Genomic DNA, 26,104 nt, shown 5'->3' with positions numbered 1-26,104 from the left:
GCCCCAGCAAGCAGGAAGTTGTAGGCAGCTGAGGCCCAGAGGCGCCTCGATCGCGGGCCCCGAGCGAGAGCGTATTTCCAACTTAGGGCGATCGCAGCGTCCATCTATGGGACTTAGGTACAGCTCGCGCAAAGGTCGTCTTGGGCGAGCCGGCCTGGAACAACGCCCGCATGGGCGGGTTGGACTTCTACAGGGAGTTCTGGCGATGATCCTAATCCCACCCCAATTTGACAGCAGAGGCGGCGGGGGTTGCGACGCTTCGGGGCTCATCGCCTCCATCAAATATGCGCTGGCGGCCGAAGCGCCGTTCGACATCCAAAACATTTGCTTGAGCATGCTCGGCAACACCGTTGTCATCGAAGGATTGGTCGACGCCCCTTACGCCGACGCATATATTCAACGCGTGGCGGAGGACATCGCCGGCGAGGGTCGCGTTCTAGTACGGGTGAGTTGCCCCAAGGGCGATCCGGGCGGCGAGGCCCATTAGTCGAAGCTTCCTTAAGTGATTTCGCACTCGCGGCCTTGCTTTTCTTTGCCGCGGCACAGGTGTTTAGCGATCCGACATCAAATGGCCCATAGCTGGGACAAACATACCCAAGTAGATTTCGGTGCATGTCATGCGGCATGCATCGCGGTACCGTGTATACGAAAAATTTCTACGCAACGGTCGGGGGAGGCACATGAAACCAAACCTGTTTATTGTGGGGGCACCAAAGTGTGGTACGACGGCATGGGTAGAGTATCTTCGATCGCATCCGCGTGTCTTTTTCTCAAGCGTCAAGGAGCCCCATCATTTCTCGCATGATTTTCCGAAGTGGTGCTGGGCCCGTACGCAGCACGAGTATCTTGCTCTGTTTCGTGAAAGCGGGGACGCGCCTGTCGTCGGTGAGGGGTCGGTCCGGTACCTCTATTCACGGGTGGCCGCGCGGGAAATTCACAAGTTCAATCCCGATGCAAGAATCCTGATATTCCTGCGCAGCCAGGAAGATTTCCTTCCATCGCTGCATAATCAGCAACTCTACAATCGGGACGAGTCGATTGAGAATTTCGAGCAGGTCTGGCGGCTCTCCGGCAAGCGTTCCGCTGACACCATACCTGCCTGTTGCCGTGAACCGAGCTTTCTTGACTACAAGGCGATGGGTCGCTTCCGCGAGCAGGTCGAACGCTTCTTCGCTGTCTTTCCGGCTGACCAGATCAGAGTATTCGCCTTTCGCGATTGGATCGGCGATCCACGCCAGACTTATCTTGACATCCTGCGCTTTCTAGAGCTGGAGGATGACGGGCGGACCGACTTTCCACCCACCAACGAAGCCAAGCACCACAAGAGCAAGTTGGTGGCATCCCTTACACAGAACCCTGCACCATGGGTGCGTAAGATCTCCACACTCTTGACGCAAGTCGCCGGGAGACAGCTTGGCCTGCTGACGCGGTTGCGAAAGTTGAACCGTGGCACTGGCTATCGCTTGCCTCAGATAGAGTCCTCCCTAAAGCAGGAAATCCGGGAGTACTACGAGGCGGACAACTCGTCTCTGTTGCCACTGATTAGTTGGCGTGCTTCCGGTGAACATACCCGATTGTGAAAAGCCTAACTCGAATTTTCGTTGCGCGGAGCGCGTCCCTTGTCATCCATAGCAATGGATCGTTTACAGCCTCGCTGGCCCAATGACTTGCAAAGCTCAATTTACGGAATCACCGGCAGCCACTTTTGCGCGTGGTCTTCGCGAGGGACAGTGTTTTCCACGCTCCGACCGTAGCTGTGGCGCGATAGTCTCACGCGGTAGCGCTTATCCTGTGACGGCTCGCCCGTGAGAGAACATCGGCAACAATGGTACAGGCATGACGTGACGCATTTGTATCGATCGTGGGATCTACCAGGAATGCGATGCTGGACTCTCCAAGCAGCTGGGCGTTTGGTAAGGCGCGCGCCGGTGCCAGGCCGAGATCAGAGAATGCTCTTTCGCGATATATTTCGGGGCAGCTTCCGCTGAAACATGCAAGACCGGCTCGGTTGATTTCTTCGACAATACGATCTCTTGTCCATCCTTCACCCAGACGGTCGCTCACTACGAAAGTGTAAAAGCGATACCAGGCATGCTGGCAATCTCGCGGCGGCATTGGGGTCCGCAATGCGTCGAACTTTGATGTTGTCTCAAACAAGGCGACGGCGTTGCGAGCACGATGCTCGCGCCATTCGAAGAGCTTATCCAGTTGGTATCGTCCGAGCGTCGCCTGGATTGAGGTCATGCGCCAATTTGTCCCGATGCTTTCGTGCAACCAACGAAAACCTGGAGGATGTTCAACGTCAAAACACGCATGCCGGGATTTCCCATGGTCCTTTCGGCTCCATGCACGCTGCCAGAGTTCCTCGTCATTCGTGGCCAGTAGTCCTCCCTCCCCGCCCGTTGTGATGATCTTGTCCTGACAGAACGAAAACGCCGACATATCCGCGAAGCTGCCGATGGGGCGCCCGGCGATTTCCGCTCCATGTGCCTGGGCGCAGTCCTCGACGACCCACAACCCTTTATCGCGCGCAAGCTCCATGATGGCCGGCATGTCGCAAGGCCAGCCGGCGAGATGAACGGCGATGATGCCTTTGGTCCGCGGAGTAATTGCCGTCAAGATGGTTTCAACCGTCACGTTTTGACTGGCGAGGTCAACGTCAGCAAAAATGGGCGTTGCACCTGCCATGACCACGCAAGACGCTGAGGCAATGAAGCTTCGAGGTGTCACAATCACTTCGTCGCCCTTACCAAGCCCCAGGGCAAAAAGGGCCAGCTCAAGAGCGACGGTGCCGTTGGCAAGAGCGATGGCGTGGCGAACGCCCAAAAACGCCTCATATGCAGCTTCGAAATCACGCACATGCCTCCCGGTCCAGGCGTTGACTTCCCCGGACCGTAAGACAGCGACCACACGCTCTATCTGCGGCTCGTCGTAGAAGGGCCATTTTGGCATTTTGCACCTCCCAGTCCACATAGCCAAAACCAAATCGAGCGTGTCCTTTCTCTGAGGGAGAAGCGCCACCCTTCCCCGCGCTCATAGTACAGCGCGCACGAGCACAAAGCCCTCCGCGGCCTCCCTTATAACTGTTGCGCCCCTTACACACGCAAGCGCCTGCAGGTTTGCAAGTGATCGCTCATGTGGTGGTGAGCGTAGCTGCGACGAGTAGCATTTTATCGCGGCAAGTTTCGTCTCGAGATGTGCGGAGATGTCGACGAATATGTTGGGCGTGAAAGCCGGGGAAAGAAACGGCGCGTTCCAATTGGTTTCTGACACCGTTTCGTAGGCCAGGACAAATTTGGGAAACTCCGTTTGGTGGGGACGTGATGCAACCAGCCCGGACAAGAATGTTAGCTGATGGTCCACATGAATATCGCCGACAAAAGGGAGAAGGAGTGTTTGCGGTGCTACATGCCGTACCACCTTCGATATCGCGGCGTTTAGCGCAGAATGACCAACCTCGCCGAGGGAGGCCGCCGGCATCCCCAACCAAAACGTCTCCTCAACCCCAAGCGCGCGGTGTGCTTCAGCCGCTTCGGCCTTGACCCGTTCAACGCTGTCGTGGGAAAATTCGGGTTGGCGCCCCTGCGTAACAATGGCAGCGAACACGGATTGCCCCTCCGCGGCCAGCCTTGCCAATGTGCCGCCAGCGCCCAGGACTTCATCATCCGGATGGGGCGCGAGAACCAGCGTTCGGCCAAACCCCAGTTGCGTATCCATTCAAAACTCCCTCGTCGTTCAAGGAATTCCGTCGCATCTCATCGTCGTCGGGAGGGGCATGCAACGGGTCGCTGTCGAAGATAAGATTGTGCGGTTCGTAGCGCTTCCTGGTTTACCCGTTCTCCGAAGGCAAGCATGCGTAGAGTGAGGAATAAAATGCGGATATCCAATGCCAGGCTGCGATGGGCGATATACCAAAGGTCAAGAGCCATCTTTTGATCGTTGGTCAGACGCGTGCAGCCGTTGACTTGCGCCCAACCGGTCAACCCAGGGGCCACCTGACAGCGAATTCGGCCCAGTTCGCCAAGTTCATTTATGACCTCGGGGGGGAGTGGCCGTGGGCCAACCAATGTCATCTCACCGCGCGCAATCGCCAAAAGCTGCGGGATCTCGTCGAAACGCAGCCGACGCAAAAAAGTGGTCAGCGGCCTCTGACGCATCCTGTCTGGCAAAAGCCGGTCTTCAGCGTCCCGCAGGTCCATCATCGTGCGAAGTTTTGGTACGTCGAAGAGCTTCATCCCCAGGCCGACGCGCTGTTGTTTGAATAAGATGGGTCGACCCAGCTCGAACCACACGATTGCAATCGATAGTAAAAGCAATGGCAGGCTTAATACGAAAAGACAGGTCGCCAGCAAAGCCTCAACAGAACCACGCAAGCCAGACGTCGAAATGACATCGTTGTCGTGTCCATATCCGAGTCGATAGTTCACGGCACCTCTCCTTTGATCAGGAAGTCAGCCGTGCCAGGTCGGCTACATCCTTTAAATACCCGTCATGCTGACCACGAGAACGTCGCCCGGGAGCAGCTCGGTCAGCGGCGAAGCCTCAATGCTGGTGGGTTTGCCCCCAACCGGGTTCCGTCTGATCTCATAGGAATAAGAGATTTTGCGCTTCTTGGACTCGTCGGCGGATGCTGCGGCCATGAGAAGCATTTGTTCTTCCGCGGAACGCCTGGCGGCGATGAGCTTCTTCAGCGCGACTTCTCTTTCCTGCAGCTGAGAGAGTATCTCTTTCTCGCGATCGGCTAGGAGCTTCGACAATTGTAGCTTCATTTCGCTCAGTTCCCTTCGGGAACGCGCCAGCGTCGCAAATGTCTCCAAAAGTTCGGCCTTTTCATTCGAGGCATTGTTTTTTGCTCTCGACAGGTCGCTCTCCGTATTCAGTTCGCGTTTCCGCAATGAACTGACCCTAGCCAGATCCTTTTCGTTGATATCAACGACCGCCTTTTGCTGAACGACCAGTTCATTCAGGATCTCGATCGCGCCTTCGCCCTGGACAATGCCTTCCGAAAGAATGCCCGCCTGCGATTTGCTTGCTGCCAGATCGGCCTTCAATATTTTCTCTTCGATCTCGATCAGGCTATCGAGAGGTTCATCCTTGATGAAGTCCTGTGCCGCTTGGGGCGCATCCGACAGGGCTATCTTTTCCTTGGAACGCAGTTGCGCGACAAGCCGGGCAGCAAAAACGGCTTCATAAACGATCTCGGCATCTATGCCTTCGATTTCACCGCGAAGGCGTGCACGGGTAACAATACGATCTGAGGGATTTGCGGATGCGATCTGGGAGCCGCCAGCAAGCCCGACAGCCTGTTCGACGGTAAGACCACTGTAAAACGGGAAGGAGCCCGGAGTTCTTACTTCACCGAGGACAAAAATCGGACGAAACGCGGAGATGTTCAAAGAAATCTTCGGATCAACGAGGATCTCGCGTTTGCGATACTCGGAGCCGAGCCGGTTCAAGGCTTCCGTGACGGTGAGGCCTTCCACTTCGACCCCGCCTATCAACGGAAACTGCGCTTCACCGTCGGCCGAAATCGTCACGGTGACGGGAATCTCCGCATCATCGAGAAAATCGAATGTCAGAATATCGCCGGCCGCCAGGCGGTATTCACCGGCTGCCAATGCGGGATAGATCGGGGTTAAAAGCGCAGTCGAGATCGCAAGCACCACCACCAGTGCCCGCTCGCGGAAAGGGATTCGCCGGCGTTCTGGCCTCCCGATGTTCATGTGTAGACACCTTCAGATCCGCCTTGACGCAGGCATGATATTCCGCTGCAAGTGATTGCGTCAAAGGAATTTGACTGTAAGACTAAAGATCCTGGCGCATATATATTCCGTTATTTGACAGTAATTCCAATGGATTAATTAGATTGGGTGAGCACGGTCTTACTTCGGATTGCGTGTACATGAAACGTACTGGGATGAAAGCAAAGGGATATTCAGCGTGCCGCTGTGACCATTGGTCGAGTCTTGAAAAGAGCAAAACGTGCGCTGCGCGGCCCTCTTGAGGGCGAAGCCAGCTTACGCGATCGACTGAGAGCAATTACCCATCTATTGGCGGGCAATGTCGTCACGTCCATTATCGGCCTCGCTGCCTTTGCGCTCACTGCGCGTGCACTTGGTCCATCCGATTATGGCATTCTGGCTTTGTGCTTTACTTACACGAAGGCGATTGAACGTCTCGTAAATTTTCAATCCTGGCAGCCGCTCATCAAGTTCGGGGCCGAGGCTCAGCAGTCAGGGCAAAAGACGGAACTGCGTGCGCTCTTTAAGTTTGGCTTGATGCTTGATGTTGCGTCCGCCTGGGCAGCATGGATGCTGGCGATCGTGCTGGTTCTCGCCTGCGGACCATTGGTGGGAATTTCGTCCGCGATGACAAACCTCGTTATGTTCTATTGCTCGGTGCTGCCCTTCCAGATCTCGGGGATGCCAACAGCTGCGCTGAGGTTGCACGGCAACTTCCTGTCCATCGCCTATGGGGAAGTCATCTCAAGTCTATTCAGGCTCGGCTTATGCGTGACCGGTTTTTTGATCGGTGGAGACCTCTTCACCTTCATCTTGATTTGGATGGCAGCCCAAATTGCAAATGCGATCGTTCTTGTGATGTTCTCGATCGTGACCCTCAATCGAGAAGGCCTTTTGGCCGGCTTGTGGAAGGCGCCTATTATCGGCATCAAGGCTCGCTTTCCAAATATCTGGCGCTTCGCCTGGTCGGCCAACCTCTCCCTAACCATTCGCTCGAGCGCACACGATCTCGACACGCTGATTGTCGGCTTCTTCGCTGAGCCAGCCTCAGCGGGGCTCTATCAAATCGCCAAGCGGATCGGACGCATCGGTCAGCAGGCGGGCGTTCAGGTGCAGGCCGTTCTCTATCCCGATCTCGCGCGCAGTTGGGCCGCGGGCACGTCCATCGATTTTCGAAAGTCAGCATTGGAAATGCGGTCCATTCTTCTTGGCTTTGGCGCTATCTTGATCGTCGGCCTTTATCTAACAATCACCCCGGTGCTTCGCTGGACCGCCGGACCGGCGTTCGTGGGTGCTGCCCCATTGGTTGTCGTCCAGGCAGTAGCGGTTGCGATATCCCTCTTGGGTATCGTTACCCGAACAGCCCTTCTCGCCATGGGACGCGACCGCGATGTACTTAGAAGCGTCCTTTTCTCAGTCGTGGGCTTCTATGTCACTGCGTTCTCCCTCATCCCGGCGATTGGAGCAATGGGAGCAAACGTCGCGCACATCGTTCTGGCGACCATCTGGGTTCTGTCCATGACTATCGCCTATCGGCGCGACCCGCCTGCCTCGGCCTAACCCGGATACCGACCAGCGATCCGCTCGCCGGAAAGCCAGTTCATGAAGTCGTCGAAATTCGACCACCCGTTACCGTCGCCATCGATCCAAGCGTCACTTGTCGTCGAATCGGCCTTGAACCTGGCCTCCGCGCTGTCGGCCATGCCATCGCCATCGCCATCCTTGTACGGCTGCCCATCTGCAACTACTGGAAGCGTGCCGGGTGCGTTGACCAATTTGCCGCTGCCTTTGGATCCAAGCGCACCTATCTCGCCGATCACGCGGACATCGACAGCGTCTCGCGGAAACGCGCCCGCTGTTAGGTTCACCTGACCGTAGGCTGCCTCAGCAGATCCAAGTTGTGCGGTCGATAGTGCACATGATGGGGCATTGACCATGTAGCGTTGCGTATCTGGAGCAACAGCAACAATTGATTTGCCCGGCGGGCTCCACGTGACATTGCCCGTTTCATATATTCTCGGCTCGGCAACGCTTGCCGCCTCGTTCCAATTGATCGCGTAACTCAAATCATTCGTGCTCGGGCCGGCTTTGAAATAATTACCGACATAGGCGACAGGCGTTCCCCCGGGAAACTGCGAGAAAACCTCGCCCCATTCCGAACCGGCATTGTAGAAAACGTTGTTGACGATTTCGACGCACGATCCGGCGTAGTGGTTGTTGTCGGGATTGCGATCCGTATTCGAGACGCAAGCGTTCTTGATAAAGCTTATGTTCTGAGGGCCTTTCGGATCGGATCCGAGCAAGGCGCATTTGCTGTGCTTGTTAAGGCCCTCGGCAAAGATAGAGTTCGCGACGGTCAGGTCTGTTGTCGTGGAATGGGCGTTGAAATTCTCGTCCGTTGCCCAGGATGATGACACGTGATCAAGGTAGACCCGGCTGCTGTTTTCGACCGTGAATCCGTCCACGTTTCGCATGGTACTTGGAAAACGTGGCCGCACTCGAACATGCCTGACGACCACGTCCGCTGCGTTCTTGATAACAAATGGCGTATGCCGTTTCTCGGTGTTGGGCTGATCAATCGTCAAGAGAATGCCGCCGCCCGGAGCCGTCTGGCCAAGGATGGACACTTTGCTAGCGGCCTTATTGACGATGAGTGACGATTTCAGTCGAATGGTTCCAGAGATACGAAAAACGCAACTGCGGGGCCCACTTCGCTCTATGCATGCGCGCAAGGTTCCAGGTCCGGAATCCCCGAGGGAGGTCACGGGTACGATTGCTCCGCCGCGCCCTCCTGTCGCCGTTTTGCCAAAGCCCTCGGCCCCTGGAAATGCGAGTTGTTGCGCCTTGGTCTCACCAATCGCTGAGAACGCCGCTAAGGCAATTGCGACGAGGACTTTCAGTCCGTTCCGACCCCTGCCCGATCGAGAGATGGCGGGCACGCAAGGGGTATCCGGCATGTATTTCATGGGGAACCTCCAAATAGCTGCGCGGCCGGAGAATGGCAAAGTCAATGCATGCCGATTGACGGGCCGCGGGAAGGCTTTCGATCGTTTCCATTGCTTGCCCAGCATTCAATCTCATGGATTGAGCGTTGACGGGAGTGTATATTAGCGATGCCGGAACGGGAAGGTCGCCAATGTGAGGAGCGTTGAGACACGATTACAGGCAGTGGCCTTGCCCCCAAGGATCAAGGTCGCATTTCCATTCGTTGGCGACGAACTCGGTGGCAGTCACATTTCGGCAATTCAACTGATCTGCGCGCTCGACCGCAAGAGGTTTGATCCGGTTGTCATCTTGCATCGCGAACAGGGTCCGGTCAGAGACTTCCTGCAAGAGCATTCGCTTTCCGTCATCGCGGCCCCGGATGTTGCGATCTATTCCCCGCGAGATAAACTCGGTACAGCCGGGAGAATCCGCCGCGGCTTAGGATTTATCGCCACAACAAGCCGGTTGGCGGGACTGTTGCGACGGTTAAACGCCCATATCGTCCATACCAATGACGGTCAAATGCACGCGACATGGGCGTTTGCGGCACAGCTCGCTGGAGCAAAGCTTGTGTGGCACCACAGAGGAGATCCAACCGCCTGTGGGGTCAACAAAGTCGCACCCCTTCTTGCGCACCATATCGTAACCGTTTCGAACTTCGGTAAACCGAAGAACCCGATCTTTCCGGTAGATCACAAACTCTCGGTAATCTACAGCCCCTTTGCGCATCCCAGGACGTTGCCGCTCCGCGACTTCTGCCGCCGACAGTTCATTAATGAGCTGGGCCTTGCCGAGGAGACGCGATTTGTCGGCTATGTCGGCAGTCTCATAGATCGCAAGCGGCCGGTGCGATTCGTGGAGATCATTTACGCGTTCCTGCAGCAACATCCCGGTTTCCCGCTTGTCGGGTTGATCTTCGGTTCGCCCGCGCCAAACTTGCGCAATCCCGAAGCCGATATCCGTTCGCGAGCCACTGAACTTGGGGTAAGCGATAAGATTTGCATGATGGGTTTTCGCGCGCCTGTTGACCCGTGTATCTCAGCGCTTGAGGCCTTGCTTGTCCCCGCCGTCAATGAACCATTCGGACGGACACTCATTGAATCCATGTTGCTGAAAACACCGGTTGTCGCCACCCGGCATGGGGGTAACATCGAGGCGATCGAGGATGGTGTGACAGGGTTTCTGGTGCAGCCTGAGGCACCGGCAGCCTTCATTCCGCCACTTGAAAAAATCCTGTTTGACAAGGATGAATGGCAACGGATCAGTTCAGCGGCCTTTGATAATGCTCGGCTGAAATACGGCACTGAGGTGCATGTTGCCGACATCAGTATGCTCTACGAGCAACTATCACGAAGGGGCGGCTAATAGCCTGCCATTGGGGATTGGCCGGTTGTTTCTATCGAAGAGAAAACAACTCTCGCCCGTATTCGCTCATAGCCATGGCGATGGCAGCGATCCTGCTCATGCATCCTTGAGGAACCAGGCGAGGGCCGTTCGTCGCCGTGCTGCCCAACGGGCTCTGAAATTGCGTACCGACAAGGACCTTTTCTTTCCGCGATCTTTGTTACGCGTCCGGCGGCAGAAGTTGAAAACGGAGCCGGCAATCGGGGCACCATTCATGGACAGGCGCTCGACGGTTGCCAGGAGGTCACTTTCTACGGCCTTCTCCGCTGCAACAACCAACACAACCGCGTCCACATAAGAGGAGATCCAAATCGCATCGTCATCGCTAGCGACCGAAGGTGGATCGATTACGATGAGATCGAACCGACGACGGAGTTCGTCGAACAAGCGTTGAGGGTCAACAAGGGCCAATCGGGACGCCATGCCCCTCAGAAACGGATATTCTGGAGCCTGAGTAATCATGCTGTCGACATCCGCCGTCGTGCTCGAGGCAACCGGAAAACCTTGCGGTGGCGAGGCAATACCGAGCACCGAGGCTGCGCTCTGTGGTCCAGGATCGAGATCAAGCACAACGACGCGAAGACCATTGATCGCCGCGGTGCCTGCCATTCCAAGCGCGCAGGTCGTCTTGCCTTCTCCCGGTCCCGAAGAACAAAACATGACGACCTTACTTTGCGAGCCGCGTTCATAGGTCCGCCAGGCAAGGCAGAGGGAACGCATTGCCCTTGAAAAGAGTGAGTGCGGATCGGCAAGCATGGTCTGATAAAGGTCCTGCCCGGGCTCCAAGGAACCCCTCATATCAGGTACTGCCACGAGCGTTGGACGGTTGACGATGCTGTCGACCACGCGAGAGGTGCGAATACGCGTGTCGATGGCTGCGTGCGCGACGGATGCAACAAGACCCAGGGCAAGAGAAGCTAGTGCACCAACTGGGAGAATGATGCCTGGTCGCGGGAAAGAGGGATCGATGGGGATTTCGGCAAACGATGCAATTCGCGCTGTGGCAATGATCTGCTCCTGTTCCGGGTCAAGAACCCCGAGCCGCAACATGACCGCGTCATATCGTTTCTGTTCGGCCAGAAGGTCGCGGTCGAGCTCTCTGCGGCGGATCTCGTCGAGATTGCGATCCTGCATCTGCTTTTGCAGCTGGCCGACCTCCTCCTGGAACTTTCTCACTCTGACAGTAGCGACCTTTGCGTCGTTCTCCAGCTCCTGCACAACGCGCGTGATTTCAGTCTCGATACCGCGTTTGTTGGAGGCGAGCTGCGCGTCTGTCTCCATGACAAGAGGATGGTTGCGGCCGAACTTCGCCGTCAGTTGCGCCCTTTTTCGCTCAAGTTCCCCTTCCTCTATCCGCAATGCGCTCAGAAGATCCGAAGTCAGCACGCCTCCGGCTGCGTCAAGACCGGCCGCGGCGACCAGCCGAGTCGCCTCATTATGCTTGGCCCAGGCGCCGGCCTCCTCCACCCGGGCAAGCGTGAACTGTTCATTCAACTGTTCGGTTCTCGCCTTCAAAACGTCGTCGCGTGGATCGAAGGTCAGATCGCTACGCGTCGTGAATTCGGCGATCTCGCGCTCCTTTTTGGCGATGGAAAGCGCAATAGCGTCGGCTTGCGATCGCAGATAGTCAACGGTCGCCTTTGCCGCCAACTGCTTCATGCGTGTCGACCACACGACATAGTTGGCTGCCACTCCGTTTGCGATTTCGGCGGCCTTTTCTGCGTGCGGGTGTTCGATGAAAATCGTCATCGCCAGACTATCGCCCTTGCGGCTGGCCGACAAAGCAGCGGCAAGTCGTGTGATTACGCGGTCGCGATTTGCTGGATCAGTGACCACGCGCTTGCCCAGTTTCTCGGGACTTGCCTTGTCTCCGACGCCGGCTTCCGCCAGTTGTGGCGACCAACGCAACTGCCAGAAGGAAGCCTCTTTTCGATCCGCAGGGGGCAGGCGGGTGTTGAAGTATGGATCGTCCATCAGTCTGAGGTCATCGACGACGAAGCCCAGGAACTCGCGTGACTTGAGGAGATCCATCTCTGTCTCCATCGCGGATTTGTCACGTTCCTGCTTTTGCAGTTCCAGCACAGCTTCATAGGGACGCGTGTCGTTCCTGTCGAACACCAGAGTTGATGAGGCCGTGTAAATCTCGGTGACGCTGAAAATAATCACAAGAGAGACGATGAGGCCTACAGCGATAAAGCTCGCAATAAAGGCGGCGTATCGCGAAAGAAAATCGAAGAAATCCGCCAGTTCGTAGGCAGATGAATCTCGCAAGTTCGCTCCTGCCGGACCTTGCCGACGACGAGCCCCCTCCCGGCTGTCATACTCGCGGTCGATCGTGAGCATCATGCCCCTCTTGCGAACTCCGTACCTCCGACTGGGCACATTACTGTGCCACTGGATGCCAGGTAGTCTGCATGATCCTTTAGTTGGATCTATATTAGCGGCAATGTCAAAGAGATTCTGACCAAACAGACAGTTGGTTCCCGTTAGGAAAAAACGGCTTGCATCGCCAAGATCAGAGGTGGATAAATTATGCCGCCGCTAAAAAGCTCGGACGCCCTTGGCTGTAGTGTATTGCGCTTTCTCCAGCTTCGGCCTCCCATGCCGAAGCGCCAGATGACCGAATCAAAATTGACTCTGCCGCCAAACCTGCCACCGAGGCGCAGATGGCACTGATCGATGCAACGCTCTATCGTCATGATTCCACGAGCGAAGGCTCCTGGCACCGCTGGGAACTTGCCTGTGCGACTATCGCGATCTTCCTTTCAGCAGCGAATTTTCTGCGTCTGGATGCCTTTTATTTTACGCTCAGTGACGCCTTTTGTTGTTTAAGCATCTGCATGCGGCTGATTAGCGGTGGGTTGCCGGTACGTCCGTTTGGGCGGGTCGGCACGACACTGTGGTTCGCCGGCGTATTGCTGCTCGGCTTCGGGCTCGCCTTTAGCAGCCTGTTCACACAGGCACCTGCCCGCGGCCTTGTCATCCTTGGTCAGTATCTCTTTGCCTATATCATCATACTCTTCGTGATATCGGGGCGCACCTTCGCTGACACCTTATTTCTCGCCAGGGCTTACGTCCTTTCAATAGTATTGATGTGCTTGCACGGAATTTACGTCATCCATTGGTCCGGCGAGCGGAACACGGCTTTCGTCAGTGGTAACGGCCGACTGACAGGCTTCGCCGAGCGAGAAAACGAGTGCGCCTCATTGATCGCTTTGGCACTGCCGCTCCTGCTGCTGCTTGCCTCAAGCGGCCGAGTCAAGCCATGGGTGCTCGCGGCCGCTATACCGGTGATGCTCTACGCAATCCTCTTAACCGGCTCAAACACCGGACTTGCCAGTTTCGCCTATGGGCTCTTCGTCTTTCTCATCTTGAACCTGAGCTGGAAGGGTATGGTAGCGGCAGGCGCCAGCATCGTTGGTTTCTTGCTGACTGCCTGGGAAAGCGGGCGGGACTATATGCCCGTCGTGTTCCAAAGGCGCGTGCTGAGTGCCCTGGAAAGTGGTGATCTCAGCATGGCCGGCAGCTTCCAACATCGTCTGGAACTCATTCACGAGGCGTTGGGAAAAGTTGAATCGAGTTTCTGGATCGGACTGGGCGCTGATCAGTTCCCGGTGATAAGTGCGGTCCGGCAACCTGTGCACAATGTGTACCTCCTTTTGTGGACCGAAGGAGGAGCGGTCTCGGCGATCGGATTCTGCGTCATGCTGCTTGGAAGCGTTTGGGCGATCGCAAGAGCGTTTCGAGCGCCCGGTGGCCGCGTTGTCGGAGCCTGCGCGCTCGTTAATGTGACGCTCTTTGCGCTGATGGCCAACGCTTTCCCCCATCTTTACGCGCGGTTTTGGTCCGTGCCTGTCATATTGCCGCTGTGTCTGGCGCAGAACTTCTGGTTTGAACAAAGGTTGCGTGGGCGCCTCGCCGCCGAGGGGGCCACGTGGCTGCGAGCACTGGGATGATCGTTCAGAATAATCTCTGGAATAGTTCGCCCCCCTGGTCGCTTTGAAGGCATAACGAAGGTAGCGCGGATGCTCGTCGGTTCCGAAGAATGTTTCCAGGCATTGCGTTGTCCCAAGACGCTTAGAAAAATCGAGCGTGACGGAGAAGCACTCGTGAGCGAGCCCTCGGATGAGGGGCGGCGGGAGCATTATAAAATTCTCGATGGCAAGCCGGTGCTGATCAATTTCGAAGACTCTGTTTTCTCCGAATGCATGGTGTTTTGTTCCAACGCCGGAAGTCCGATCAAGCGCTCGAGCTATCGCGGCCCGATTCATGCGGTCAAAAAGATCCTATCTCCGACGAAAAAAAGCACCGTCCACAACGTCGCCCGCCTCATCGACGACCTTTCGCGCCTGGACGGCGACGCAAAGCTCCTTATGGTGGGCGGCGGTAGCGTCGGCCAAGGCATGGAGCCTCTATACGCACACCTGAACATCCACATCTACGCCTTCGATGTCTACAGTTCACCGCTCGTACAATTCGTCGCCGACGGTCATCATATTCCGCTGGCCGATGAGTATTTTGACGCCGTGGTGATCCAAGCTGTGCTCGAACATGTCCTCCAGCCGGCACAGGTAGTCGCGGAAATCTGGCGCGTGCTGAAGCCGGGCGGCCTGGTCTACTCCGAAACACCCTTCATGCAGCAGGTGCACGAAGGAGCATTCGACTTTACGCGTTTCACAGAGAGCGGCCATCGCTACCTCTTTCGTTCATTCGAACGGCTGGATTCCGGGGCCAACGGCGGGCCTGGCACCCAATTCATGTGGTCCGTTGATTACCTAGCTAGAAGCGTGTTTCGCTCAGTCATCGTGGGAAAAATGGCAAAACTAGCGTTCTTCTGGACCCAGTACTTGGACGCGATTATTCCGCCTCAGTTTGCCGAGGATGGTGCAAGCGGCGTGTTTTTCTACGGGCGGAAATCGCAGCATCCAATTTCTCCATCCGATATTATCCGCCACTACCGGGGTGCGCAGGCAAATCACGGCTAATCGACGCGGGATCCGGGGCAACGGACAAAAGACTCCCCGCATTCCTTGGCCGCGAAGATCTCGCGACATATGCTACCCTCTACCCGAGGAAAACCCTCGTACAATTGGAAAATGGGTCCGGCGCACGTCGAAAAGGCGCTGGTGGCGGGCCGTCGATCGTCTACTTCCCGACCGTTTACAATTGGTCCGCTTCTAGGTGCTTGCGCGCGTTGCCGCCACAGCGACCTCGTCCCAGTCCGCCAAAACCCGATCCTGGCTGAAGCGTCGCGCGCTCTCTTCAGCGCTCCGTCCGAGCTGATACCTGAGCAGCGGATTTCGCATCACCTTCAAAAGCGCAGTCGCAAGCGCCTCTATATCTTCCCGTTCGACAAGAATCCCATCCTTGCCATCGCTCACCATTTCCTCTGGCCCCCACTCGCACTTGAACGACACGACCGCAATGCCCGCTGCCATAGCCTCCAACAGCACGATCCCCCAGCCCTCGTAGCGAGATGAAAGCACGAAGACATCGGCCGTTTCCACCCATTCCCCAGGCCGTTTGGTCACGCCCGGCATCCTGACCCGGTCGACAAGGCCAAGTCTCTCCCTTTGCGCTTCGAGCTTTGCCCGGTCCTCACCCTCTCCCCAGATGCAAAGCTGCCACTCCGGCAGGTCGGGCGCTATCTTCGCGAAGGCCTCAAGCAGAAGATCGAAGCCTTTTTGATATGTCAGACGGCCGACGGCCGTTAGAATGTTTTCCTGCCGCCTGTTGTGCCAGCCCTCCGGCAGGTCGAAGGCGTTCGGAACGACCCATCCACGCTTGCGCATGGTCGGGGGAAACATCTCGAGCGCCCCGCGTGTCATTGTTACGAGCCCGAAGGCGCGCGGATAGAGCCGCTCCCGCAACCATTTCCAGCCGCGTCCAAAGGGCTGAAGTTGCGGATTGTTGCGTTCGGAAACGATGATCGGGACCTTGAGACGATTGCCCGCGAGCAAAGTAAGCACGTTGGTTCGCGTCAGGAAACTAAGGACGAAGGTCGGGCGGGACCTGCGAAGCGCTGTTGCCAATCGGCGCATGCGCCGCCAGGCCAAGAGAGCCGAATGGAGCTTGCCACGAGGACGTTCGGCGCCCCCGATCCGCCATATCTCAATGCGTGGATCAAAAGCATAATAAGCGACGCTCGTCGGTTCCTCGAAGGTGAGGATGGTCACTTCGAAACCCTTGCTCGCCCAATGATTGGAGACAAGGTTCACCACATGTTCGGTTCCACCCGGCCCAAGTCCGGGTACGACGATCGTGGCCCGCACGATCGTTTCCGACGCTTCTGGCGTCTCGGTTCGACTATCTTCACCTTGCATGCCGCCCCTCACCCATCGTTGCCTTTCAAGCATCTCTCGGTTTGCGTCAGCATTTGCAGCGTTGTCCTTCTCGATTACACCGCGCAATTGATGAATATTTAGCCTAGCCTAATGTAATACGCACAAAAAGTATGTCGATGGTTGGCCTATTGTGCGCGTACGGGCGCTGTATTCCCTTGCTGCAGGCGGAGCGACCAGGAGTATTGGCGTCGTGAAAAATGCGGGCGGACTTGGCTCCGCTAACACTATTTCGCCGAGGTCGCCGGCGTCCCGAGGAAAACGATCTCCACAATATGTTCTCGATCCTTCCCAACTTCGATTTCGAGGAGACCCGCGGTATTCTTGCCTATAGATTCGGCATGGCGCAGATCCGCTGTCACGATGGTCAGGGATCCAAGAGCAAACCCTTCTGTCCGTGCCGTTTCTGAAGGGCATGGTTCATCGTGTTCGGGCCCGATGGTTCGCGCCGTTAGCGCGTTGCGAAGCCGGTTGTCCTAGAAACGAACCCTCCCATTCAGCCCATTTAGGCTAACCCGTTCTCGCTAATTGCCACGCTCTGGTCGTGGTCATTTAATGCGGTCTCCTATTTGAAGATTGCTCGGGCGCCCGCAAAAATGCCGGCCTCGGGCGAAGTTTTGTTTTCACTGAGCTTTCGCAACGCGACACAGAGGGGTTGTCGCATGGGTCTTTCACATCTTTGCCGCCTCGAAGCCGAGGCCATCCACATAATCAGAGAAGTCGGCGCAACGTCCTCAAACCCGGTGCTGCTTTACTCGGTCGGCAAGGATTCAAGCGTCCTTTTGCATCTGGCGATCAAGGCGTTTTATCCCGCAAAGCCGCCCTTCCCTCTCCTCCATGTCGACACGACGTGGAAGTTCAAGGAGATGATCGCATTTCGCGACAAGGTGGCGCGGGAAAATGACCTCAGACTTCTGGTTCACATCAACAAGGAGGGTGTCGCGAAAGGGATCAATCCCTTCGTTCACGGATCGAACCTTCACACGCATCTGATGAAGACGGTGGCCCTGCGCCAGGCACTTGAAGAATACAAGTTCGATGTCGCTATTGCTGGCGCGCGACGCGACGAGGAGAAATCGCGGGCCAAGGAACGCATTTTTTCGCTTCGCACCGCCGGCCAAGCCTGGGATCCGAAGCGTCAGCGACCCGAAATGTGGAAGACGTTCAACACCCGGCTTGCCCGGGGCGAAACGATGCGGGTCTTCCCGCTCTCCAATTGGACCGAGCTTGACGTCTGGAAATACATTCTGCGAGAAAACATCGAGGTCGTGCCGCTTTATTTCGCGGACACCCGTCCGGTCGTCAGTCGCGACGGCATGCTCATTATGGTCGACGATGATCGAATGCCCCTTTATCCCGGTGAGGTGGCGACAAGGCAACAGGTCCGCTTCCGTACCCTCGGCTGCTACCCCTTGACGGGCGCCGTTCGCTCCACCGCAACAACCATACCCGAGATCATCGAGGAAATGGTCGTCAGCCGATTCTCGGAACGGCGCTATCGGGTCGTCGACAGCGACGAAGCCTCCGGGATGGAAAGGAAGAAACGGGAAGGATACTTCTGATGCTCGGTCAACCGTCCGTCTTTTTGCCGGAAGTCGCCGCGTTTCTCGATCTCGAAGGCAGCAAATCGCTGCTTCGGTTCATCACCTGCGGTTCGGTCGACGATGGGAAATCCACCTTGATCGGCCGGCTGCTCTATGACGGCGGATTGATCCTCGACGACCAAATAGCCGATCTCAGCCGCGAGAGCGAGCGTCAGGGCAAATTCGACCACGTCGATTATTCCCTCCTGCTCGACGGCCTAGAGGCGGAGCGTGAGCAGGGCATCACCATCGACGTCGCCTACCGGTTCTTTTCGACCCAAAGGCGCAAGTTCGTCGTTGCCGATACGCCCGGACATGAGGAGTATACCCGCAACATGGTTACCGGCGCTTCGACCGCGGATCTTGCCGTCATTCTCGTCGACGGCCAGCACGGCATGCTTCCGCAGACCTGCCGCCACACATACCTCGCCTCGTTGCTCGGCATACGTCACATCGTTCTCGCCGTCAACAAGATCGATCTGGTCGACTATCGTGCGACGACCTTCGAGGCGTTGCAGACCCATTACCGGAAATTCGTGCTGACGCTGGGTTTCGAAACCATCCAAGCGATCCCCGTCTCCGCAAGAAACGGCGACAACGTCACATCGCGTTCGGTCAATACGCCCTGGTATCATGGACCTTCCCTGCTCGAATATCTGGAGACGGTCGACGTCAACCCCCGTGGTGCGGATCGACCCTTTCGGTTCCCCATTCAGTGGGTCAATCGTCCCAACGCCGGGTTCCGCGGCTATTCCGGCGAGATCGCATCGGGTAAGGTCGCCGTCGGAGATCCGATAACGGTGGCCAAGTCAGGCCAGAAAACGGCGATCAAATCCATCGTTACCTATGACGGCGAGGTTGAGGTGGCCGAAGCCGGCCAAGCCGTCACTCTGGTGCTCAAGGACGAAGTCGATGCTTCACGCGGCAATATGCTGACCGCTCCGTCGGCGGAACCGTTTGTTGCCGATCAACTGCAGGCCCATGTGATCTGGTTCGACGCCAATCCATTGCTCCCGGGTCGCAGCTACATCCTGAGGACCGAGACCGACAGCGTTAACGCGACCATCACAAAGCTGAAGTACCGGGTGAACGTCAAGAGTTTTGCCCGCGAGGCCGCCAAATCGTTGACGATGAATGAGATCGGCGTTTGTAACATCTCGACACAATCGCCGATTGCTTTCGATGCCTACAAGGACAACAAGACCACCGGCAACTTCGTCATCGTCGACCGGTTGACCAATGACACGGTCGGCGCAGGCATGATCGATTTTCCGCTGAGGCGCGCGGCAAACGTCCATTGGCACGCCATGGACATCACCAAGCGTGCTCGCAGTGCCCAGAAGGAACAGAAACCGGCGGTTCTGTGGTTCACCGGCCTGTCGGGCTCCGGCAAGTCGACGATTGCGAATACGCTCGATCAAATCCTTAATGCCCATGGCAAGCACACCTATATCCTCGACGGCGACAACGTGCGTCATGGCCTTAACCGTGACCTCGGCTTCACCGATGCCGATCGTGTGGAAAACATCCGGCGCGTCGCTGAGGTCGCCAAACTCATGACCGATGCGGGTCTCATCGTGCTCGTCTCCTTTATCTCGCCGTTTCGCGACGAACGCCGCATGGCACGGGCGTTGATGGCGGATGGCGAGTTCATCGAAGTCTTCGTCGATACGCCGATCGAGGAATGCGCCAGACGCGACCCAAAGGGGCTCTACGTGAAGGCCCGTGCCGGTGAGATCGCAAATTTCACCGGTATCTCGTCACCCTATGAAGTGCCGGAAAAGCCCGAGTTGCATCTGTCCACGCTCGAGCGCGATCCGATGGACCTGGCGCTCGAGATAGAGGACTTCTTGATCAGGAGGCAGTCCAAATGGGCGCCATGAGCGAACTTCTAGAAGAAGCCGATCTTGCGGCAGGTACCGCGGTGCCAACGTCGATGAACCGCCTTTCTATCTCTAGTCGACCCCTGGACGGCCACCAAGGAGTTTGTCGCCTATCGGGACGATTTTACCATCAACGCCGCTCTTATCGACCACGGATCGCCGATTGCTGGCATCGTTTATGCGCCGACCCGGCGGGGCGCCTGATCGGCGTTGCCAGTCGCAGTCACAGCTGTGCCCAGACTCAATACCTCTTGAGCCGGCTCCTTATCCGGAATGCACCTCCGTCGGGTCATCCCTGAATTTTGCCAGTTGGCCAAGTGGGAAGCCGATGTCTATCCTCCCTTCAGACGCACCATGGAGTAGAATACGGCCGCCGGCGACGCCGTTTTGAACGCAGCCGGAGGTACGGCATTGCGGCTCGACGGCTCGGTTTTAGGGTACGGAAAGCACCGACAATCATCCAACCGCGACTTCGCCAACCCTCATTTCGTTGCTTGGGGCGCTGCGCCACCGGCCGGCTGGTGTTGATGAACGGATGCCGACGCGGCGCAATTGTCAAGGTTCATTCTGGATAACAACAGGCGGTTGACGAGCCTCACATCGAACCGCTTCTCGGCGATACGCCGCGATGCGTTGCCCATGGCGGTTATGGTGTCTGGCGCGGTGAGGAAGCTTTCGATCGCTCCTGCAAGGTCCGCGCTGTCGCGTGGTCTCACAAGGACCCCATTTATCCCGGGCTCCACCGTGTCGCGGCATCCCGGCAGGTCCGTGGTGATAATGGCACGACCGGTCGCCATCGCCTCCAGGATGCTCCTTGGAATTCCCTCTCGATAGTAGGAAGGCAGAACGAAGACACTGCAGTTCTTCAAGTAGAGGCGGATATCTCGGGTGGTGCCGAGGTATTGCACTGCACCTTCCGCCACCCATTGAGATACCTGGGCACTGCTGATCGCCGTCGGATTGGGGTCGAAATGACCGATCAATTGGAACTGGGTCCCAGGCTGTCGCGCGCGGACCACACGCGCGGCCTCCACGAATTCGGCGATCCCCTTGTCATGAAGAAGCCGAGCGACCAGCAGGAACACCGGCGGCGACAGGGGTGGCTCGCTTGCGCCGTAGTGCTGGAGATCAACCCCTGAGCCCGGCACCATCGACACGACCGATATGTTGTCGGTCAAGCGCCGCGCCTCGATGTCGTTAAAATCAGCCTCATTGTAGACGAACACGCAGTGCGCACCTTTAAGCGCCAACCGGTAAAGCCCGACGCACATTGCCCTGAGCGTCCGGCGAAACGCCGTCTCGCCTTCGTCGACGGCGAACATGTGTCCGAGCCCCGTCACCAGGAAATAGCGGCCGCTGATGCCGCTGAGGCGTGCAGCTATGCCTCCATAGATAATCGGTTTCATCGTATAGGGAAGGATGGCGCTCGGTCGCTCCCTAAGGAAGTGCCACACCAGCGCGGCAAGCGTGGCAACGTCCTTGATCGGGTTCACGCCGGCCCGCGACATCGGTATCCGTATGAAGCGAACGCCAAGGGTGCGCAAATCCCTTTCGACGGGAGGATCATGGTCGGGTGCCATAGCGACGACCTCATGACCAGCCTTGATCAGTTCCTTGATCAGTTCCAGTCGGAAGTTTGTCAGCGATGAGGTCAGGCTGGCGATCAGCACGATCTTTTGGCGACCCTTTGTCGGGTCGGCAGAGCGATCCTGAGTGGAGGCACTCATGACCGCCGCCACATGCGCAGAGCGGCGCTCAATGCCCCCTGCGACGGACCGGCAGAGTCGACCGTCTTTCGGCCGGCTAACTCCTGGTCCATAATCTCCTCGTATAGCGACAGATGGTTGTCGACGTAGGATTTGAGCGAAAACGAGCTTATGACGCGTCCACGGGCCTGCTCGCCCAGACGAGCGCGTCCCTCTTTTGGTAGTGAGAGGATTGAATAGGCGAGGTTTGCCAAGCCTTCAGTGTCTCGCGGTTCCACCGTCAATTCTACTTCCCCGAGCAACCAGGCGCAATCGCCGACGTCGGTGGCGATTGCAGGAACGCCGCTTGCCATCGCTTCAGCCACCGCAATCGGGAATGCCTCGCCCCAGGCCGAAGACAACATGAACAAGTCAAGGCCCGGCACCAGCCGGTCGATATCGGACCGCGCCGGCGAAATCGTGATCATCGCTCCGATGCCGAGCTGCGAGGCAAGGCTCAGCGCCACACCGTCATTATGACCGTCCCCGATCAGCACGCCTTGGACGTCAAGCCCCATCGAGCGCAGTCTTGCAATCGCTCTCACGAAATTGGCGTGATCCTTCATCGGGTGCGCCCGGGCGATGTTGCCGATCAGCATCCGTTCTTCAGGTAGCGACAATTGCTTGACCAGATAGCGCCGGGCATCGGCGCGCGGGCGAAACTGCTCGCAATCGACGCCATTGGGGATGATACGTCGTTTTGACACATCAAAGCCTAGGGCTTCGTGTTGCCGTGCAGACACTTTGGAACAATAGGATATCGCCTGAACCTGATAGGAGAGCCTCGCGCTTATTCGAATCAGAGCGCGGGTCGTCAGTTTCTCCGAGCTGAGATTCGCTAACGAGTGATGCACACTCCAGATCACCGGCTGTCGATCGCCTAGGTATGACCCGATCGATGCGGCGACGTTGCCATGGTACATCCATCCATGCAGCAGGCCCGGACGGGCGCTTCGCATGACGTCGTGCAACCTCATCAAGGCACGGGGGCCTGGCCGCGACTGCTTCATCTGGAGAGACGCGATCGCAATTCCGTTACTTGCAAGCAATTGCGCAACTGGACCCGGCCGCATCAGCGACAAAACCGATGGCTTGAAAAATGAACCGGCAAGCTTTGGCGCAAATCGCGCTAGCATGTATTCGGCGCCACCGACATTCAGTCCCGTTATGCAATTGAGGACGTGGGTCTGTGCCAAGCTTCCTCCTTAATGTCGTGCCTTGCTGCTCGATTGCGTCCGGCGCACCGCTTTCTTGCCGAGCGCAATCACGTTCGATCGCGGCCTGACGCCCCCACCCTTGACGTCCCGTGGTATCTCAGCGTTGGGCAGCAACTCGGCAATCCCGGTTAACACGCCACGCTCGTCGCATCGCTCCGCATGACGCTGCATGCGCTGGAATGCACTCTTCAGGACCGTGGAGGGCACAGCGTGCGGCACGGCCCCGAGTACGCCAGGAATGGCGGAAGGAATGCGCTTGTCCGTTTCGTCGAAGAGTTCCTCGAAGAGCTTCTCGCCGGGCCTGCATCCGACGATCTCGATATGGATGTCCTTGTCGGGTACAAATCCGGCAAGCCGGATCATGCGACGGGCTATATCGATGACCTTCACCGGCTCGCCCATGTCGAGCACGAAGATTTCGCCTTGGCCAATCTGCTTTTGAAAACCATAAGCTGAGGCCTGCAAAGTGAGTTCGACCGCCTCGCGGATCGTCATGAAAAAGCGTGTCATCGCGGGATCGGTGACCGTCAATGGCCCGCCCTTTGCAAGCTGTCGCTTGAAGAGTGGAATGAGCGATCCACTCGATCCGAGCACGTTGCCGAAGCGTACGGTCATAAAGCGGGGCCCCCGACCACTTTCGAGGCCGTCGAGGTCCAATGCCTGGCAATAGAGTTCGGCAAGCCTCTTTGTCATTCCCATGATACTTGCGGAATTGACCACTTTGTCGGTGGAGACCTGCACCATGGCGAGCGCGCCGAAGCGTTTGGCGGCGTTGGCGACATTCATGGTGCCGATCACATTCGTCAGGACCCCTTCGCAGGGGTTGATCTGCACCATCGGCACGTGTTTGAGCGCCGCGGCGTGGAACACGAGCTCCGGCAGGTGACGCTCGAAGATCTCATTCACCCTCTGGCTGCGCCTGACACTGCAGAGATAGCTCGAATGGCGCACGCTCGGGAATTCTTCGTTGAGGCAAAGATCGATCGAGTAGAGATTGAATTCGGTGTTATCGACAAGCACGACCTCGGCTGGATCACAGGCCGCGATCTGGCGGGTGAGTTCGCTCCCGATCGACCCACCGGCCCCCGTTACCAGCACGTGTCGACCGGTGATCAACTCCCGGATCGCGTCGCGATCCAGCGTCGCTTGTGGGCGTTCTAGCAGGTCCGTCATTTCGATAGAGCGCAGCTCGTAAGGATTCTCGTTGTTGGTCTTCTTGAATTCCGTCGCGCTTGAAAGCCGTGAGACGGCGATGCCAAGGCGATCGGCCGCACGAAGCAACTCGCCGGACGCCGCCTCGTCGAAAGACGACAATGGCTCGGTATAGACGATATGGCAGGGCTGCTTACCGATGCTTCTAAGATCGGCGACGATTTGCTCGAGATCATTGAGCGTGCCGACAATCGGGACGCCGCGCAGGGTGGAGCCTACCTGCGCTTCGCTCGAATCAAGACAGGCGACCGGAAGGTAAGGTGCATCGGGGTCGCGGCACAAAGCCCTGAGGTAGAGGTCGGCGGCGTTACCAGCGCCCACGAGCAGAAGAGGCACGCGATGCCGATGTCCTTCACTCTCAGCCTGCACGGGCCGTTTTGACTTGGGCGGTAGAAATTCGTCAGCGCGAAAACTCAACCGGGATGCCGCTAGGAAGGAGATCAAAAGCAGTGATTGAAGCGGGACCACTGTGCGAGGCATGTCGGTGAGACGCGTGGAGAAGAAGAGCAGCGTCACGAGGACGAGCGACGTCAAGATGACCGCCCGGACGATGATCAGGAGGTCACCTACAGAGCCGTATTTCCAGTTTCGGCTGTAGAGCCCCGAAAGGGGAAACATTACTCCGCATACCGCCAGGTATTGTATCGATGACCATGCCAAGACCTCGACCGCTTCCGGGCGATCACTGAGACCGCCAGGACCGTATCTAAGTATCAGCGCAACGAGAAGTGCGACGCCCGCCGATGCCAGGTCCGCGACGTAAAGTGCCCCGTTTTTTCTGACGCTTCGAAACGCCGACCTCAGTCTTCTGATGGCTATATGGGCAATGGCGATCCCAGCGTCCTGGGCCATTGCCGGCGTGATAGATTGTTCCCCACTGCCGCGCAAATTCGATAGACGCAATGCCAACGTACCGCAGAACGCCCGGACGGCGACAGGAATACGAAACATAACGCTCTCCTTCGACATGGCTTCGCCGGCCGGATGCCTAGTAGACCGGGCCAAAACAACAAAACCGAAAGTGTATGCGTTACTCTTATCGAACTATCTGGTTTCTTCTCCGAAATTCACAAAAAGATTTACGCTCTCGACACATCAATGTCGGAGCGTTCTGATTGTTGTTCTTCAGCAAGCAACGCCTTAGAGACCATTTCATCTTCTGAATGTAAACTAACGTTGATTGATTAATCCTTTGGATCGAATTAAAAATCCATATTCTTTATAGTTTATCGTCTTAATGCCAGAGTTGCTTTTAAAACAAATGATTGTTCGCCCCTGCCTTTCCAGGGCGGCCTAACAATTTCGCTTTTCTAACCCCTCAAGGGCTCGCTCGAGTTCGTCCAGTGTAATGATTTGTGAATGGGGTTCATGCGCGGCGCTAGGCGGTTGGCCATCATGCACGCGTTCACTGCGAAGGATTTGCACGGTGCGCCATCCCCTTTTGCGTGGAGTGACAAAATCCTTGGTCGCGTTGTCAGCGACATAGACCAACTGCGAGCCCCCCAGACCCGACCATTCCTCTATCGTTTCGAATGCCTTTGGATGCGGTTTTCTGTATTCGACACCCCATTCATCCGTGCAAATCACAAGCTGAACTTTCCTGTCGAGGCCCAGTGTTCTGACCTTTGTCCATTGGGTTTTGACCGGTCCATCGGTAATGATTGCGAAAAGTTCGTCATCGCGACGCGTGGCGAAAAAGCGCAGTGCATCCTCGGCCAAGGCGATCGACGGGACATGTCTGCGATAGACCGTCGCCAATTTTTTAATAAGATCAGGGTCAAACTGACGATCGAGTTCGCGCAGAACCCTGTCAAAGATCTGATCTCGCGTTCCCGAATTGAAGAGGTGGATGCAACGCGCCGCAAAACCCTCCTCGCCGGTTTGCTGACGCCACCAAGCACCGACGGCTTCAAACCCGCTCAACGCAAACTCGCGCTCCAGATAAAGCGTATCGTCAAGATCGAAAACGATGACTCGGGTGATGGTCGACATC

19 protein-coding genes and 1 pseudogene are annotated in these 26,104 nt (G+C 57.0%); 9 read left to right on the top strand and 11 right to left on the bottom strand.

What is annotated here, in order from left to right; genetic code table 11:
• Positions 1-205 precede the first annotated feature (205 nt).
• On the top strand, positions 206-487 hold the full coding sequence (locus BLU35_RS24310; RefSeq protein WP_093234833.1) for a hypothetical protein: 282 nt from the start codon (positions 206-208) through the stop codon (positions 485-487).
• Between the two features lie 193 nt (positions 488-680).
• Positions 681-1,580: a sulfotransferase domain-containing protein gene (locus BLU35_RS24305; protein WP_176907411.1), complete on the top strand. Its 900-nt coding sequence runs from the start codon at positions 681-683 to the stop codon at positions 1,578-1,580.
• Positions 1,581-1,770: 190 nt separating this feature from the next.
• Here the strand turns inward: BLU35_RS24305 and BLU35_RS24300 are convergent, their stop codons facing one another.
• From BLU35_RS24300 to BLU35_RS24285, 4 genes are all read right to left on the bottom strand, one after another.
• Positions 1,771-2,952: a DegT/DnrJ/EryC1/StrS family aminotransferase gene (locus BLU35_RS24300; RefSeq protein WP_093234831.1), complete on the bottom strand. Its 1,182-nt coding sequence runs from the start codon at positions 2,950-2,952 to the stop codon at positions 1,771-1,773.
• An 81-nt stretch (positions 2,953-3,033) separates the two neighbouring features.
• Positions 3,034-3,717 carry a PIG-L deacetylase family protein gene (locus BLU35_RS24295; protein ID WP_093234830.1) on the bottom strand — a complete coding sequence of 228 codons (684 nt, stop codon included), beginning with the start codon at positions 3,715-3,717 and terminating at the stop codon, positions 3,034-3,036.
• Positions 3,718-3,755: 38 nt separating this feature from the next.
• Positions 3,756-4,427 carry a sugar transferase gene (locus BLU35_RS24290; protein WP_093234829.1) on the bottom strand — a complete coding sequence of 224 codons (672 nt, stop codon included), beginning with the start codon at positions 4,425-4,427 and terminating at the stop codon, positions 3,756-3,758.
• Positions 4,428-4,478: 51 nt separating this feature from the next.
• Complete coding sequence (locus BLU35_RS24285; protein WP_093234828.1) at positions 4,479-5,723, bottom strand: polysaccharide biosynthesis/export family protein; 1,245 nt, start codon at positions 5,721-5,723, stop codon at positions 4,479-4,481.
• 243 nt (positions 5,724-5,966) lie between these two features.
• Between BLU35_RS24285 and BLU35_RS24280 the strand changes: the two genes are divergently transcribed.
• Positions 5,967-7,301, top strand: coding sequence for a lipopolysaccharide biosynthesis protein (locus BLU35_RS24280; protein ID WP_286161605.1), 1,335 nt, complete (start codon positions 5,967-5,969; stop codon positions 7,299-7,301).
• Here the strand turns inward: BLU35_RS24280 and BLU35_RS35155 are convergent.
• Entirely contained in the window at positions 7,298-8,707 is a 1,410-nt protein-coding gene (locus BLU35_RS35155) for a pectate lyase (RefSeq protein ID WP_176907409.1), read from the bottom strand. The two genes, BLU35_RS24280 and BLU35_RS35155, sit on opposite strands and share 4 nt — an antisense overlap.
• A gap of 208 nt (positions 8,708-8,915) precedes the next feature.
• On the opposite strand from BLU35_RS35155, the gene BLU35_RS24270 reads away from it, so the two are divergent.
• A complete protein-coding gene (locus tag BLU35_RS24270) occupies positions 8,916-10,091 on the top strand; it encodes a glycosyltransferase family 4 protein (RefSeq protein WP_143032977.1) in 1,176 nt (391 codons plus the stop codon).
• 96 nt (positions 10,092-10,187) lie between these two features.
• Here the strand turns inward: BLU35_RS24270 and BLU35_RS24265 are convergent, their stop codons facing one another.
• On the bottom strand, positions 10,188-12,473 hold the full coding sequence (locus BLU35_RS24265) for a GumC family protein (protein ID WP_176907407.1): 2,286 nt from the start codon (positions 12,471-12,473) through the stop codon (positions 10,188-10,190).
• Between the two features lie 323 nt (positions 12,474-12,796).
• On the opposite strand from BLU35_RS24265, the gene BLU35_RS24260 reads away from it, so the two are divergent.
• Both BLU35_RS24260 and BLU35_RS24255 read left to right on the top strand, forming a co-directional pair.
• Complete coding sequence (locus tag BLU35_RS24260) at positions 12,797-14,086, top strand: O-antigen ligase family protein (protein ID WP_093234823.1); 1,290 nt, start codon at positions 12,797-12,799, stop codon at positions 14,084-14,086.
• Positions 14,087-14,155: 69 nt separating this feature from the next.
• Positions 14,156-15,115 (top strand): class I SAM-dependent methyltransferase, encoded by a 960-nt coding sequence (locus BLU35_RS24255; protein WP_093234822.1) that lies wholly within the window; start codon positions 14,156-14,158, stop codon positions 15,113-15,115.
• A gap of 192 nt (positions 15,116-15,307) precedes the next feature.
• Here BLU35_RS24255 and BLU35_RS24250 read toward each other — a convergent pair whose 3' ends face one another.
• Positions 15,308-16,453 (bottom strand): glycosyltransferase family 4 protein, encoded by a 1,146-nt coding sequence (locus BLU35_RS24250; protein WP_093234821.1) that lies wholly within the window; start codon positions 16,451-16,453, stop codon positions 15,308-15,310.
• 680 nt (positions 16,454-17,133) lie between these two features.
• Here BLU35_RS24250 and cysD point away from each other — a divergent pair.
• The 3 genes and pseudogenes from cysD to BLU35_RS35740 all read left to right on the top strand — a co-directional run.
• The gene (cysD, locus tag BLU35_RS24245) at positions 17,134-18,033 is read left to right on the top strand and encodes a sulfate adenylyltransferase subunit CysD (RefSeq protein WP_093234820.1); all 900 of its coding nucleotides are present in this window, start codon (positions 17,134-17,136) and stop codon (positions 18,031-18,033) included.
• On the top strand, positions 18,033-19,937 hold the full coding sequence (nodQ, locus tag BLU35_RS24240; protein WP_093234819.1) for a bifunctional sulfate adenylyltransferase/adenylyl-sulfate kinase NodQ: 1,905 nt from the start codon (positions 18,033-18,035) through the stop codon (positions 19,935-19,937). The genes cysD and nodQ overlap by 1 nt, the downstream gene beginning before the upstream one ends.
• An 84-nt stretch (positions 19,938-20,021) precedes the next feature.
• A pseudogene (locus tag BLU35_RS35740) lies at positions 20,022-20,141 on the top strand (3'(2'),5'-bisphosphate nucleotidase CysQ); the annotation flags it as partial.
• Between the two features lie 278 nt (positions 20,142-20,419).
• Here the strand turns inward: BLU35_RS35740 and BLU35_RS24235 are convergent.
• The 4 genes from BLU35_RS24235 to BLU35_RS24220 form a co-directional block, all read right to left on the bottom strand.
• Positions 20,420-21,664, bottom strand: a complete 1,245-nt coding sequence (locus BLU35_RS24235) for a glycosyltransferase family 4 protein (RefSeq protein ID WP_093234818.1) — start codon at positions 21,662-21,664, stop codon at positions 20,420-20,422.
• Positions 21,661-22,878, bottom strand: coding sequence for a glycosyltransferase (locus BLU35_RS24230; RefSeq protein ID WP_093234817.1), 1,218 nt, complete (start codon positions 22,876-22,878; stop codon positions 21,661-21,663). Before BLU35_RS24230 ends, BLU35_RS24235 begins: the two co-directional genes overlap by 4 nt.
• Before the next feature lie 9 nt (positions 22,879-22,887).
• Positions 22,888-24,963: a polysaccharide biosynthesis protein gene (locus BLU35_RS24225; RefSeq protein WP_093234816.1), complete on the bottom strand. Its 2,076-nt coding sequence runs from the start codon at positions 24,961-24,963 to the stop codon at positions 22,888-22,890.
• Between the two features lie 441 nt (positions 24,964-25,404).
• A complete protein-coding gene (locus BLU35_RS24220) occupies positions 25,405-26,103 on the bottom strand; it encodes an HAD family hydrolase (protein ID WP_093234815.1) in 699 nt (232 codons plus the stop codon).
• Position 26,104: the final 1 nt, after the last annotated feature.

It is taken from the genome of Sinorhizobium sp. NFACC03 (assembly GCF_900103435.1).
Lineage (GTDB): Bacteria > Pseudomonadota > Alphaproteobacteria > Rhizobiales > Rhizobiaceae > Ensifer.
Note: the sequence above shows the minus strand (reverse complement) of the source record. Positions and strands in the feature narration are given on the sequence as shown.

Coding starts and splice junctions, on each gene's coding strand:
- BLU35_RS24265 (WP_176907407.1), bottom strand. CDS start 12,473: ATGCTCACGATCGACCGCGAGTATGACAGCCGGGAGGGGGCTCGTCGT.
- BLU35_RS24310 (WP_093234833.1), top strand. CDS start 206: ATGATCCTAATCCCACCCCAATTTGACAGCAGAGGCGGCGGGGGTTGC.
- BLU35_RS24220 (WP_093234815.1), bottom strand. CDS start 26,103: ATGTCGACCATCACCCGAGTCATCGTTTTCGATCTTGACGATACGCTT.
- BLU35_RS24260 (WP_093234823.1), top strand. CDS start 12,797: ATGGCACTGATCGATGCAACGCTCTATCGTCATGATTCCACGAGCGAA.
- cysD (WP_093234820.1), top strand. CDS start 17,134: ATGGGTCTTTCACATCTTTGCCGCCTCGAAGCCGAGGCCATCCACATA.
- BLU35_RS24255 (WP_093234822.1), top strand. CDS start 14,156: ATGCTCGTCGGTTCCGAAGAATGTTTCCAGGCATTGCGTTGTCCCAAG.
- BLU35_RS24285 (WP_093234828.1), bottom strand. CDS start 5,723: ATGAACATCGGGAGGCCAGAACGCCGGCGAATCCCTTTCCGCGAGCGG.
- BLU35_RS24305 (WP_176907411.1), top strand. CDS start 681: ATGAAACCAAACCTGTTTATTGTGGGGGCACCAAAGTGTGGTACGACG.
- BLU35_RS24235 (WP_093234818.1), bottom strand. CDS start 21,664: ATGAGTGCCTCCACTCAGGATCGCTCTGCCGACCCGACAAAGGGTCGC.
- BLU35_RS24295 (WP_093234830.1), bottom strand. CDS start 3,717: ATGGATACGCAACTGGGGTTTGGCCGAACGCTGGTTCTCGCGCCCCAT.
- BLU35_RS24250 (WP_093234821.1), bottom strand. CDS start 16,453: ATGCAAGGTGAAGATAGTCGAACCGAGACGCCAGAAGCGTCGGAAACG.
- BLU35_RS24225 (WP_093234816.1), bottom strand. CDS start 24,963: ATGGCCCAGGACGCTGGGATCGCCATTGCCCATATAGCCATCAGAAGA.
- nodQ (WP_093234819.1), top strand. CDS start 18,033: ATGCTCGGTCAACCGTCCGTCTTTTTGCCGGAAGTCGCCGCGTTTCTC.
- BLU35_RS24300 (WP_093234831.1), bottom strand. CDS start 2,952: ATGCCAAAATGGCCCTTCTACGACGAGCCGCAGATAGAGCGTGTGGTC.
- BLU35_RS35155 (WP_176907409.1), bottom strand. CDS start 8,707: ATGAAATACATGCCGGATACCCCTTGCGTGCCCGCCATCTCTCGATCG.